Here is a 14,368-nt window from a genome sequence, read left to right as displayed (position 1 = left end):
CCTAAAGCCTTTTTGTTCTTCCTATTTACTTATCAGGGTGAGCTCGGTAGTTTTATGCAAAACTCTCAAGTTTTTTTTGTCGAGTTTGGCAAACACTGGGTGAAAGTACGGAACAACGGGTGTTTTCGGGATTTAAGGGCGATCGCCCCTAAAGCCTTTTTGTTCTTCCTATTTACTTATCAGGGTGAGCTCGGTAGTTTTATGCAAAACTCTCAAGTTTTTTTGGTCGAGTTTGGCAAACACTGGGTGAAAGTACGGAACAACGGTTGTTTTGGGGATTTAAGGGCGATCGGTGTTACGCACTGGTGATCAGAAACCGGGTTTTTCGCAGAATACTTCGTTACAAACCTGCATAAATCGCAAAAACCCGGTTTATGCAGGTTTTGATGCGTGTTAACAAAAATTCACATCTAATTCAACGGCCCAATCCACCGCACAGCAAGACTTTCAACCATCTGCTCAAAAAAACTTTCAGAATTTCGCATAAATTCCCCCAACTTACCCTGATAAGTAAATGTAGGAACAAAGTTGCGGCCGCACTGAACTATGAATGATGAGTACATCCCCTCCGAGGGGGAAGACCGCCCATCCGAGAACCAAACCGATGCTGTTGAGGGTGAGGGAGAATCGAAATTATCTGAGAACCAAACCGATGCTGTTGAGGGTGAGGGAGAATCGAATTTATCCCACAGACAACTTCTATATCAAGAGCTCGATCGGCTTGTCACCCAAATTTGCCAGCATCCTCCCGGTTTGAAGCGCAGCCGTTTGTTGAACCAGCTTGTGACTAAGATGAAAAACTCCGGCCTGATCGGGAAGGAAAATGTACCTTACTATGAAGATGCTTTGCAAGAACAGTGGGAGTTTTTCTCTAGCAATTTGTGCGAATCCCGCACGGGAACTCAGTACGATCGCACTCGCGGCAATGTCATTACTTGGTTCAAGTATTATTTCAAGCGACGGCTGCAAAATTGGGCTTCGAGGGTAGATAGAGAAAATAACAGGAGAGACGATCGAGAACAAATTTCAGAAGACGGAACGCCGATCGATCGAATCGAAAATTTGCCCGATCGCGATCGAACTCACATTCTCGAAACAGCTCAGCTTTTTACAGAACTTCAAGCCTGGATTGATACCGATCCCGATCGGGTGTTGAGTAAACACGTTAGAGGGCGACCAGATATAACTTGTCAAGTTATATTAAAAGGTTTATCAGCGGGCAAAAGTTTCACCGTATTAGCAGCAGAACTTTCCTGCTCGTATCCTACCCTGTATGCCTTTCACCGAGTTCAATGTCGCCCTCACTTGCAAAGATTTCGCGAAAATTACGAATTTTAATCATCAAAGGAGTTAACAATGGCACAGAGTAACAGCATCGAAAACCAATCCTTGGCACTGCCAATTACCCAAAAGGCAATTCGTTCAGCACGGCAATTTGCTTCCGAACAGCGTCACCCCCACAAAAAAGAACAAGTTTATTTCAACACTTTGGCTGTGTTGGCCGTCCGCGATTACTTGACGCTTTTAGATATTGAAACAGATTTAACTAATTGCGATAGCTGGAATCCAGTTGTTCGCTTGTTGGAAAATGTGGCTGATTTATATATCAAAAGTCTCGGAAAAATCGAATGCCGTCCGCTGAGAACTTTGCCGACACCTGGAGAAAATAATCGCATCAATTCGCCGCAAAACCTATCGCATACTTGTCACGTTCCCCCCGAAGCTAGGGAAGAGCGCATCGGTTATCTGGTAGTAGATATTGATGAAGATGAAAAGGAAGCAAGATTGCTGGGATTTTCCCCAACTGCCTGTACGGGGGAATTAGTATTGAGCGAGTTGCATTCCCTGGATGACTTCTTGCTCCACCTCGAACATATATCTGAATCTCAAGTCAATCTGCGTCAGTGGCTGGAGAATGTATTTACATCAGAGTGGGAGTCAGTTGAATCAATCTTTAATCCGCACCCGGAGACTTCTCCTACAGAAATTGAAAACCCAGTGAAATCTAATTTAGGCAATTGGTTTAAGAATGTTGCCGAAACAGGTTGGCAGAAATTTGAGCAAGGTAAACAAAATTTAGATGACCTACTTTTTCCTGACGAAACCCCCAATTTTGCCTTCCGAGGAGGTGGAAATTCGAGAGCCGAATCTGCCTTGCAGGGCAGTCAAAGCAGTATCAATAGGTTTCCCGAAGCTGATGTCACGCGGGCAAAGTTGATTGACTTGGGAATGCGTTTGGGAAGGACGAGTGTTGCTTTGTTGGTTGCTATTGCTGAAGAGGACGATCGCACTCTCAGAGTTCACGTCCAACTGCATCCGGCGATTGGAGAACCTTACCTGCCAACGAATATTAAACTTTCCTTAATATCCGACATCGGAGAAAATCTACACGAGGTAGAAGCAACAGTTCAGAACTTGTGCATTTTGCTGAAAGATTTTCACGTAGAGCCAGACGAGAGCTTTAGTATTCGAGTAACTTTAGATGATTTAAGCATAACAGAAACTTTTGTGGTATGATACTTTGATTAACTGCAATCGCATACAATTTATGAGCTGGACTGTCATCTTGGCTTTGGGGTATGGGGATTTAAAAAATGGTTTTTCTCATGTGACAGCGGAGTTAAAAAAAGAAGGAGAAACTGTAGCTCAACGTTTCGCAAGCTTGCCACCAGCGCCTCAAATTCAGGAGTTGCATAAAAGGTGGAACGCTAGTTGTGGCGCATCCCAATATAACAGAAGCGGTTCTCGGATCAAAATCAAGTCTGCAGGTACAACAAATATTTCTGAAGACAAGCCTGATGCTATATATCGAGGTTTGAAACAAGAGATGAATAAGTGGCTGAGTGCTGAGGAATTTTACAGAAAAATTGAGGCGCAACTCAGAACACAAATCAGCAATCCATCGGAATGCGTTGAAATATTTCTAGAGTGCAATAACTCTCTGATTTGGCAGTTGCCTTGGGATGCGTGGCAATTTCGCGAAGACTACCGCAACTCGGAAATCATCGGCAGTTCCCCAGAATATGGAAAAGTTCCTCAACAGGCAACTATAGGGGGAATGCCTCTACCTTCGCGAGGCAGAATTTTAGGTGTTGTAGGCAACAGCAAGGGAATTGATGTTGGAAAAGATACAAAAGAGCTTGAAAAATATTTGGGAGATCGCTGCGAGATAAAGTTTCTTGAAGAACCGACACCTCAACAGTTTCGCGACCAGTTGTTTGATGAAAAAGGCTGGCAAGTTTTATTTTATGCCGGACACAGCGATAGCGATATTAATGCTGCCAATGGACTGCTATATATCAATCAAGAACTTCAAAATAATACTGTTAGTTTAGAGGATTTAAAAGAAGGTCTGAAAAAAGCTATTTTTCAAGGGTTGCAGTTACTAATTTTCAATTCCTGTTCGAGCCTGGGAATAGCAGCAGATTTGGTTGCTGAGGGCATTTATTTACCCTCAGTAATTGTGATGCGGGCGCCAATCCCGGATTTCATTGCTCAGGAATTTGTGAAATCTTTGTTTAGATATTTGGCGCTCAAAGAACCTCTGTTTTTGGCGGTGCGGAAAGCTAAGGATGATTTGCTGCGCTATGAACATCAATTTCCGGGGGCGAGCGGAATACCGATGCTGTGTCAGCATCCAACATTTGAGGGATTAAAATTACTAGAGTTGGGATGCGATCGCCCTGTTATTCGGGCGGGAGATATTTGGGGCGATCGCCCCAATAACCAATCATTAATTCTTCCAATTGATTGGATGCAGCGGGCGGCAAAAAGTTTAGGCATTACCGCTATCAGTTATATGTTAATGGGCCCGATACTTGGCCGCGTTGTGAATGAAATAGGAAAAACTAGCCACCGTCAGGGTCAACTATTGATCGCTGAAAAATGCTACCAATTAGCAACTTTACTAAATTTAAATTATGCCACACCTCATTATAACTTAGCTGTGTTGTATGAGGACTTGAATGAAAAAGAACACGCGCAAAAATTAATGAAGGATGCAGCGCGGCGGGGTTCTGCTGAGGCGAATTCTCAAGTATCTCGATCGCTCATTCTCAACAATCAACCTCAAGAAGCTTTAAAATTTATCGCTCGCTGTTTAGAACATACTGAATATGACGGAGTAAAAGCCGCTTGTTTTAAAAATCGGGCTTGGGCGCGATTTAAACAAAAGCAATATGACGCTGCTGAAGCAGATTTAAGAATAGCAATAGGATTCAGAGGCGATAGCCCGGAAGCTCAATGCCTTTTAGCACAGGTTCTCGAAATCAAAGGTAAGCCACAAGCAGCCTTAGAAGCCTGGAATCAGGCGCTTAAATATTCTGATTACCGCGTGCCGAAACAAGATGAATGTATCCAGATTGCCCAGCAACGTTTACAAGCAAAAGGAAATATCAAGTGAAAATCAGGATTGCAGTTTTTATAGCTTTAAGCTCGATCGCAACTACTGCACTAGCAGCGAGTAACAGAATATCCAACGGACTGATTATCCATAGTAGCGGGGAAGTTGCGATCGATCGCCAAAACGGTCGAATTGTCCGCCCTACCAGCGGTACGCCGATTTATCCGGGAGACAAATTGCGAACAGCACAAAACGCCCAACTGACGATCCAATGTGCAGATTTGGGAATTAAGTCGATCGCACCGGGTGAAAATCAATTGAATAGCTGTTTGTTAGCCAAAGAAGAGTCGAAATCTGATTGCAGCACCGACTTGATTAAATGTCCCGATCGCGGCGACGATAAAATTGCTTGGAATAGCGCGCCAATTCCTTATATAATCAGTCCGCGGCGGACGAAATTGCTCGACAGCAAGCCAATTTTGCGGTGGAATCCGGTTGCTGGTGCGACTAGCTATAAGTTGAGCCTCCGCGAAAATGGAGCGAAATTAAACTGGCAAATGACTGTTAGCGGTACTGAAGCTGTGTATCCGGGAGAACCAGCGCTGAAACCGGGTGTTAGATACCGATTGATTGTCGAGGCGAATACGGGTGTTTCTTCCGAAAGTGCTGTGGGAGAAGGAGATACAGAGTTTAGCTTGCTGGATGAGAAGCAAGTTGAGGCTGTTAAAGATGCGGTTGGGGCGATCGACAAACAAGTACCTAACGAAAACGCCAAAAAATTAGCAATTTCTAGCGTTTATCTTAACACCAACTTGATAGCCGAAGCAAGAGAAATCTTAGAAAATTTACAAGAAACAGGCATGGAAACACCGCCCATTTATCGCACGTTGGGCGATTTGTATCTGGAAAAGCTACAACTGGTTCCCCAGGCTGAAGTCTACTATTCCAAGGTGATTAATACGGCGAAACCTGACGATATTGAGGAGTTGACAGCCGCTCGATACGGATTGGGGCAAGTTCATTCAGCGATGAGAAATAATCTGGAAGCTATGAAATATTTGCGATTGGCAAAAGATGGATATACAACTTTGGGAGATTTGCCGATGGTGGAAAAGGTAGATAAGCAATTGCGAGATTTGCAAAGGAGGGAACAGAGGAAATAGTAAATTGCTGATGAATCTACGCTCGCAATAACCAAAATTCGTAGGGGCGGGTTCGCGACTAATTTTGTCACCCAAAAATAATGTTTATAAACCCGCCCCACCCAACTAATAACCCCAAACAACATCAACTCGTAGGGGCGGGTTCGCGAGGGATTTTGTCACCCAGAAATAATCTTTATAAACCCGCCCCACCCAACTACTAACCCCAAACAACATCAATTTATATGGTTAAATTCAATTAATTATTAATATTTGGGTGGGGTGGGGGCGGGTTTTTACGATCCGTCGTTGGGTGTCATATATTTCGGTGAACCCGCCCCTACAGGATTGTGATATAATATTCGATATTGTATTGATTACAAAAAAAATATGAAATACAATCCCGATATCCATCATCGCCGTTCTATTCGTCTACCAGGATATGATTATAGGCAACCAGGTGCATATTTTGTGACAATTTGTATCTGGCAACGTCAGTGTTTATTAGGTGACATTGAAGAAAGAAAGATGCTATTAAGCTGTTACGGTCAAGTGGTTAACTTTAATTGGTTTAATCTCAAGACAGTATATCCTCATATTGAATTAGATTCTTTTGTGATTATGCCGAATCATATTCATGGAATTATCCTCATAAAAAATCGGGATAAACGTCACGGCTTATCGGAAATTGTGAGAGGCTTTAAAACATTTTCTTCCCGTCGGATCAATCAACTGCGTCGTGTTTCAGGAATCCCTGTATGGCAAAGGGGTTATTACGAACATATTATTCGCGATGAGACAACGTTTGCAAAAATTCAGGAATATATTATCAACAATCCGTATAAATGGGAAACCGATGAAATGCACCCATCTAAAAAATTTTACAATTCCAATAAAATCCATATAAAATTAGATAACAAAAATGTATTGTTGATGAATCTCCGATCGCAATAACCAAAATTCGTAGGGGCGGGTTCGCGACTAATTTTGTCACCCAAAAACAATCTTTATAAACCCGCCCCAAACCAACCAATAACCCCAAATAACCAAAATTCGTAGGGGCGGGTTCGCGACTAATTTTGTCACCCACAAACAATTTTAATAAACCCGCCCCCACCCAACCAACAAGCCCAAATCACATCAATTTCTGGTTTAATTAAATTAATTATTAATATTTGGGTGGGGTGGGGGCGGGTTTTTACGATTCGTCGTTGGGTGTCATATATTTCGGTGAACCCGCCCCTACAGGATTGTGATATTATAATCTATGGTTGATGAATCTACGCTCGCAATAACCAAAATTCGTAGGGGCGGGTTCGCGACTAATTTTGTCACCCACAAACAATTTTAATAAACCCGCCCCCACCCAACAAATAACCCCAAACAACATCCCCGCCACCGGGTTAAATTCAATGAATTATTAATATTTGGGTGGGTGGGGGCGGGTTTTTACGATTCGTCGTTGGGTGTCATATATTTCGGTGAACCCGCCCCTACAGGATTGTGATATTATAATCTATTGTTGATGAATCTACGCTCGCAATAACCAAAATTCGTAGGGGCGGGTTCGCGACTAATTTTGTCACCCAAAAACAATTTTAATAAACCCGCCCCCACCCAACCAACAACCCCAAATAACATCAATTTATGGTTAAATTCAATGAATTATTAATATTTGGGTGGGGTGGGGGCGGGTTTTACGATTCGTCGTTGGGTGTCATATATTTCGGTGAACCCGCCCCTACAGGATGGTGATATTATAATCTATTGTTGATGAATCTACGATCATAACATCTACTAACAAAACCATGAAATCAACACACAAAAAAAACCGCTTTTTCCTCACCTTTCTCTCATTCACCACCTTAGCAATGTGGGAAATAGGACTTTTCCCCCCATCCCAAACAGCCACAGCCCAAATTACCCCCGCAAACGACGGAACCAATACTCAAATTACTCCCAGCGGCAACCAATTCAACATCAACGGCGGCCAACAATCCGGTGACGGCACAAATCTCTTTCACAGTTTCCAAGAATTTGGTTTAACTCAAGGGCAAACTGCCAATTTTATATCAAATCCCAATATTCGCAATATTTTAGGGCGAGTTGTCGGCGGCGATGCTTCGCTGATTAACGGATTAATTCAAATAACGGGTGGCAATTCCAATTTATTTTTAATGAATCCGGCGGGGATTGTTTTCGGTGCAAATGCCAGTTTGAATGTGCCTGCTGCTTTCACTGCGACTACTGCGACGGGCATCGGTTTTGGCAATAACTGGTTTAGTGCGGCTGGTACAAATAATTATACTCAATTAATCGGAAATCCTAATACTTTTGCTTTTACAAATACACAGCCTGGAGGAATTATCAATTTAGGCAATTTGGCTGTGGGACAAGGGCAAAATTTAACTTTATTGGGCGGCACGGTTTTGAGTACGGGACAACTTTCTGCACCGGGAGGAAATATTACTGTTGCGGCTGTACCGGGTGAGAGTTTAGTCAGAATTAGTCAACCGGGAAATCTGTTGAGTTTGGAGATTCAGCCGCAATCTGTCGCGGGGAGTTTGCCTCAAAATTGGGTGTTGCCAGTTGCATCTTTGCCGCAGTTGTTGGCGGGTGGCGGGGGAAGTGCAACGGGGGTGACAGTCAACGCTGGAGGGCAAGTAGAATTAACGGGTTCGGGTTTGCAGGTAGAGAATGGAGATGTCGCTGCTAAAGAAGTAATGGCGGAGAATGCAACGCTGTCAGCTAATCGCAATTTGACATTAGTTGAAAGTCAGTTGCGTACAACTGGCGATTTGAATTTGCTGGCTAACAATACAGTGCGGGTGCGCGATAGTGTGGCAAATCCGTTTGTGGCGAATGCTGGCGGTAATCTCTACATTCAGGGAAATCAAAGTATCGATCTTTTGGCTCTGAACCATCTTTCGCAAACGCCTTTTGTCAGTGGTGGAAATTTGACTTTAGTGAGTGATGGCATCATCTCTACAGATGCTCACTTTCGCAGTGGCAGTAACACATCGATTGTTGATTTATCTGGTAAACCTGCGAATTTTATTAGTCTGTACGATCCAATTTTTACACAACCTGATGACTATACTTCAGGGGGTTACACGGGTGCCTCTCTCAAGGTAGATACAACTTCGGGTACTGGAAATATTACTTTTAATGGAGATATCAATATTACGAGTGCCGATGCAACTTATGCTGGTGCTACTACGGGTGATGAATTTATATTGGGCAGTTCCCCATCGGTAATTTTGCGATCGGGTGGCAATATTCAAACAGGAAAGATTAGTACATTCAGTTATACAGATAATAGTGGTATAATATCTTTGACCGCTGGAGGCAACATCCTTACAGATAGACTTTCTACTGCAAATGTGACAGGCAGTATCAGCAGTGTGAGTCTCACAACTGGTGACATTACTTTGAATGCAGGTGGCACTATTACTACAGGTAGTCTAGATTCTGAGGCGACCCTAAACTCGGGTGATATTACTATCAAAGCAAAAAACGATATATCTTTCAACTGCATTAGTTCTTTTTGTATAAATAGTTCTGCAAGAGGAAATACTCAGGACATATCTAGTAGCAGGAGCGGTAATGTTACCATCATCAGCGAACAGGGAGGAATTATTTTTCCTCCCAATGGAGGATCGATTATCGCTGGATCGATTCTTAGCTCCCGCGTTGCTGGTTCTATCATTTTACAGGCCGCCCGTAATATTTCTGTGGGTGATATAGTCTCAGGTAGTATATTTGGAGGACAAGCTGATATTGCAAATATCAATATTACTAGCGTAAATGGAACTATTAACATTGGCGAGATAGATGTTATTTCCGAAAGCAATAATATAGGTGGCAATATACGTGTATCTGCTAATGGAAATATTACAACAGGTAAAGTGTCTGCCTACGGTAGAGGGCAGAGTAACACACAGGGAGGCATAATTAATTTTAGTAGCACTAATGGCAGCATTAACACAGGTGAATTCTACCAAAATACTTCGTCTTATGGTGATTTGACTTTGTCTTATGGTGATATGGATTATGGTGGGCCGTTTATTGTAAGTTTTGCCCCTGAAAATGGTGGGTCAATAACTTTAATAGCAGATCGCGATAATATTACGACTGGCAATTTCAATGTCAGGGCAATTCAAAGCGGCGGCTCGATCGCCCTTAGAAGTGGGGGTACAATTAATATCGGCGCGATCGATACTACGGGCGATCGCGCTGCTGGAAATATTACCATTCAAGCCAAAAGTGGCATCATAACACCGACAACAGGAACCGCGATCGCGGGTACTTCTAGTAACGGCAACGGTAGCAATGTTACTTTATCTACTGCCAGCGGTGACATTAATATAGGCGATGTTTTAGTATCGGGAATACAGGGTGGAAATCTTAACTTTACTAACAGCAACGGAAATATCAATACAGGTCAGTTATTGACAAGTTATGACGGTTCATCTCCTGGCCTTAAAACTAACACAGGCGGCAATGTTAATCTAAATGCTGGGGGAAATATTACTACCAGCGACATCCGGGCGATCGGAAATCAAGACGGCGGCTCAATCACATTTAAAAGCGGCGGGGCGATCGACACTACCGCCGGAATCATCAATGCGATCGGCGGCAACAACGGCGGCAATATTTCCCTCGAAGCTGGAACCAACATCAGTACGGCAGGAATTGGTAGCGCTTTATTATTAAGCGGCTTCAACGCCAATAGCGGTAATCTTCGCATTCAAAGCGGCGGTAATATCGACACAACTGCCGGCCCAATTATTACCGCTGCGGCCAAGGGTAAAGGCGGAGATATCACCATAAATGCTGGCGGAACTGTTTCGACATCAGATATTAATTCCCGCACTTTCGCTCCCAGTATTACTGTGACTGGTGGCAATATTGATGTCCAGGCTAAGGACAGTATTACTGCTAAGGGAAATATCGCAACCAACCGCAATAACATTACTTTTAACGCTCCGGTAACATTAGGTAACGACCTTTCGGTCAAAATTTTAGAGACTGGCGATATTACTTTTCAGTCTACTGTTGACGGGTCTTACAGTCTTACTGTTCAACCCCAGGCGGGAAGTGTGGATTTTGGTAAGGATGTTGGCAAAGCGACTGCCCTCAACAGCATCAATATTGAAGATGATATCACCAAAAATTCCGCTGCAATTAACATTATTACTACGAATAATATTACCGCTCAAAAAATTACCTCACCCGCCGGAATTTCTTTGTTTAGTGAGAACGGAGAAATCAAAACTAAAAATCTCGATGCGACTTCTCCTAACAATGGCGGCAATATCGCTTTGAGCGCTGGAACTAATATTACTGCGGGCGATATCAATACCTCGTCTGCTGGTAATGGCGGCAGTATCTTGCTCGACGCTACCGGAAGTATTACTGTTGGTAAAATTGACTCTTCGGCCCAGGGGAATGCAGGGAATGTCACGGCTTATAACCGCAGCACTTCTGGCAATATTACTGTGAGTCAAATTGATGCTCAGAGTCAGGGCAGCGGTATCGGCGGAAATGTGGAGATTCTGATGGGAATGTTTTTTCGATCGCTCAATTCCTTCACAGACAGAAACGGCATCAATGCTAGCATTTCTACGGCTGGAAGTCCTGGAGATAGCAGCGGCGGTACTATAATTATCCGCCACGGAGGCGCAGGATTAACCCCGTTTATTGTCGGTGATTCTGCCACAAATGGAACGGCGGGTGCAATTACTAGGGGAAATTCTAATCCTATTCAAACAATTTTGCCCGATCGCGAATATCTCTATACTCACAGACAGGATGTCGATCGCATTCAAATTATTTCCGTACCGCCGCCAATAGTTGCACCCACGCCAGCAGCTACTCCCACACCCGCACCCACACCAGCAGCTACTCCAACACCCGCAGCTACTCCAACCCCCGCACCGACACCAGCAGCTACTCCAACGCCTGCACCCACACCAGCAGCTACTCCCACACCCGCACCCACACCAGCAGCTACTCCCACACCCGCAGCTACTCCAACACCCGCACCCACAGCCGCAGCTACTCCAACACCCGCACCCACAGCCGCAGCTACTCCAACGCCCGCACCCACAGCCGCAGCTACTCCAACGCCCGCACCGACACCCGCAGCTACTCCAACGCCCGCACCGACACCCGCAGCTACTCCAGCGCCCGCACCGACACCAGCAGCTACTCCAACGCCTGCACCCACAGCCGCAGCTACTCCAACGCCCGCACCGACACTCGCAGCTACTCCCACGCCCGCACCCACAGCCGCAGCTACTCCAGCGCCTTCCCCAACACCGACTCCAGCGCCCGCACCCACACCCCCACCGGAACTCCCACCGCGTTTACCCGTCGCGCCTTCCCCAACACCCGAAAGCTCGATCGCACCTGCCCCAACTCCCGAAACCTCGATCGCACCTTCCCCAATTCGCCAAATATTTATCCCACCTGCCCCAATTCCCCAAACTTCGATCGCACCTTCGGCAACACCCGATCCGATACCTGGTTTTCCCATCGACTTCCAACTACCTCAATTGCCCGATTCATTCGTACTGCCACCCCGCGCGCGCCCCACACAGCCCTCAACACCCACAACCCCAAACGCTGCTGCCCGCATAGCTTCGAGGCCTACCCTTCCCTCTGTTTCCCAAATCAACTCCTCCCTCGCCACTCAACCTGCGATCGCCCTTCCACCTTCAAACCCACCAAATCCCTCGCCCACAGCCCCTCTTGCCTCCGTAACCCAGCCTCTAACTCAGATTCAGCCAGCACCTGCAAGTGCGATCGTACCCGCGCCTGTAAGTGCGATCGTACCCGCGCCTGCACCCGTCCCCGCACCCGCTGTCAGCCCCAGCCAAACTCCCCAACAAAATTTAGCTTTTTTAATTGGCGATTTATTGGGTGCTGAAACTTCTTTCGAGCTAAATCCTGAAACTGGAAATACCAGAGTTGGCTTCCAACTAGACAATAATCGACAAATATCGATCGACATACCGCCCGTTGTTGAAACACCCAATCTTACCTTTATCCCAGCTTCAGAAAACCCTCCCGAAAACCCGCCGCAGCTTGGCGCTTCTTCCACCGAACAACCCGACGGATACATAGTCTTAAATCCCCCTCCCGCCGAGACGCCTCTTCCAGAACAACCTGCTGAAAACCCTACTAATTGGTTGGTAAATATTCCCCAAATCTCTCTGCCGCAAATAGAATCACCTCCCGTTAATCCAGTACCCGCACCAACACCAGCACCAGCAACAACTCCAGCGCCCGCACCAACACCAGCCCCAACTCCAACTCCTGCCCCCGCACCAGCGCCAATTCCCGCACCAACTCCCACTCCCCCTCCGATCGCAGAAAATCCCTTACCCCCAGATATCCCAAATATCTTTCCCTCACAAATTAGCAGGTCGCTCGTCGAACAAACTTTAGACCAAGGTAATGCTAACGATGCGGTTGCTCTAATTGACCAACTCTTTGAACAAGACTACGAAAATTATTATGGGGAAAACTTTACAGATAAAAAAATCAACGTTCAATATCTGAGAGAAACTCTGAAAACAATTAAGGAGGAAACCGGGAAGCAAGCTGTAATTGTTTACGCGATCGTCCGGCTCAAAGAAGTGTCGCTAGTGTTAGTAGTTCCCGACGGGCCTCCTATTCTCAAACAAGCGCCGGTTAACAGCAAAACACTGCTAAAAACTGTGAATCTTTTTCAGGGCTATTTGGCACAGCCACAAAGTTCCCAAGATACAGCATATTTGGAAAACGCGCAGCAACTTTATCAATGGTTAATTGCACCAATATCTAAAGAATTGGAATCGTTAAATATCGATACGCTAATTTTTTCATTCGATGCAGGTTTGCGCCAACTGCCACTATCCGCTTTGCACGACGGCAAGCAATTTCTAGTAGAAAAGTACAGCCTCGGCTCAATCCCCAGTGTCAGCCTCAGTAACACAAAGTATCAAAGTTTGAAAAACGCTCAAGTTTTAGCAATGGGTGCTTCAGAGTTTCCACACACCAAGAAAGAGCGTTTGGCTGCGGTGCCGATCGAATTATCTGCGATCGCCGGGAGGAGAACAGAAACGCAAAATCAAGCAGCATTTCCCTTGTGGCAAGGCCGCTCTTTTCTCAATCAAGAATTTACCCTAGAAAACCTGAGAAAACAGCGAGAACAACAGGCATTTGGAATCGTTCACTTAGCTACTCACGCCAGTTTTCCTCAAGGCGAAAATGGAAGAAAAGAAGCTGAGATTGATTTGTGGGACAGCTCTTTGGCGCTGGATGAATTTAGGTTGGCGAAGTGGTACGATCGCCGACAAGTAGAATTATTAGTGCTGAGTGCGTGCCAAACTGCGATCGGCGACAATACAGCAGAAATGGGATTTGCTGGACTGGCCGTCCGCAGCGGTGTCAAATCAGCGGTAGCGAGTTTGTGGAAAGTTAATGATATCGGCACTTTGGCGTTGATGACCGAGTTTTATGGCAATTTGCGTTCAGCGCCAATTAAAGCTGAAGCCCTCAGAAAAGCTCAACTGGCAATGATCCACAAACAAATTGTAGTAAAAGACGGTCAATTGCGGGGAACTCAAGGCGCGATCGACATTAATCAAGCCACACAAGTAGCAAATGCAGATTTCTCTCACCCGAACTTTTGGGCCGGATTCACAATAATTGGCAGTCCTTGGTAATAGGCGATATTTGTAGGGAAACGGCACGGCGCCATGTCGGGTGCGATATCTGTAGGCAAACAACACGGCCCAGTGTCCGGCGTCCAGAGTATCCCTGACAATCAAGCATCCAGGATACCCGCCACGTGATTCATCCGTCCAGAAATAAAAAACCTGTATCCGATAAA

The 14,368-nt window shown here is 45.3% G+C and carries 7 protein-coding genes; all 7 read left to right on the top strand.

The features are described 5' to 3' along the window. Positions 1-309, top strand: a 309-nt coding sequence (locus QUA00_RS18445; RefSeq protein ID WP_333410677.1) for a hypothetical protein, incomplete at its 5' end; no start/stop codon positions are given. Between the two features lie 237 nt (positions 310-546). Further along, positions 547-1,338: a hypothetical protein gene (locus QUA00_RS18440; RefSeq protein WP_333410675.1), complete on the top strand. Its 792-nt coding sequence runs from the start codon at positions 547-549 to the stop codon at positions 1,336-1,338. Between the two features lie 18 nt (positions 1,339-1,356). Then, positions 1,357-2,517 carry a DUF1822 family protein gene (locus QUA00_RS18435; RefSeq protein WP_333410674.1) on the top strand — a complete coding sequence of 387 codons (1,161 nt, stop codon included), beginning with the start codon at positions 1,357-1,359 and terminating at the stop codon, positions 2,515-2,517. 31 nt (positions 2,518-2,548) lie between these two features. Further along, complete coding sequence (locus QUA00_RS18430) at positions 2,549-4,402, top strand: CHAT domain-containing protein (RefSeq protein ID WP_333410672.1); 1,854 nt, start codon at positions 2,549-2,551, stop codon at positions 4,400-4,402. Then, a complete protein-coding gene (locus QUA00_RS18425; RefSeq protein ID WP_333410670.1) occupies positions 4,399-5,505 on the top strand; it encodes a hypothetical protein in 1,107 nt (368 codons plus the stop codon). The genes QUA00_RS18430 and QUA00_RS18425 overlap by 4 nt, the downstream gene beginning before the upstream one ends. Before the next feature lie 369 nt (positions 5,506-5,874). After that, on the top strand, positions 5,875-6,438 hold the full coding sequence (locus QUA00_RS18420) for an REP-associated tyrosine transposase (RefSeq protein WP_333146942.1): 564 nt from the start codon (positions 5,875-5,877) through the stop codon (positions 6,436-6,438). A 917-nt stretch (positions 6,439-7,355) separates the two neighbouring features. After that, positions 7,356-14,201: a CHAT domain-containing protein gene (locus QUA00_RS18415; protein WP_445305752.1), complete on the top strand. Its 6,846-nt coding sequence runs from the start codon at positions 7,356-7,358 to the stop codon at positions 14,199-14,201. Positions 14,202-14,368: the final 167 nt, after the last annotated feature.

Origin of the sequence: Microcoleus sp. T2B6 (assembly GCF_036700475.1) — a bacterium.
Taxonomy (GTDB): domain Bacteria; phylum Cyanobacteriota; class Cyanobacteriia; order Cyanobacteriales; family Microcoleaceae; genus Microcoleus.
This window is presented reverse-complemented; position numbering and strand designations above follow the sequence as displayed.

What these genes read in the sequence shown, in the direction of transcription:
- QUA00_RS18440 (WP_333410675.1), top strand. Translation starts at nt 547, where the DNA reads ATGAATGATGAGTACATCCCCTCCGAGGGGGAAGACCGCCCATCCGAG.
- QUA00_RS18435 (WP_333410674.1), top strand. Translation starts at nt 1,357, where the DNA reads ATGGCACAGAGTAACAGCATCGAAAACCAATCCTTGGCACTGCCAATT.
- QUA00_RS18430 (WP_333410672.1), top strand. Translation starts at nt 2,549, where the DNA reads ATGAGCTGGACTGTCATCTTGGCTTTGGGGTATGGGGATTTAAAAAAT.
- QUA00_RS18420 (WP_333146942.1), top strand. Translation starts at nt 5,875, where the DNA reads ATGAAATACAATCCCGATATCCATCATCGCCGTTCTATTCGTCTACCA.
- QUA00_RS18415 (WP_445305752.1), top strand. Translation starts at nt 7,356, where the DNA reads ATGTGGGAAATAGGACTTTTCCCCCCATCCCAAACAGCCACAGCCCAA.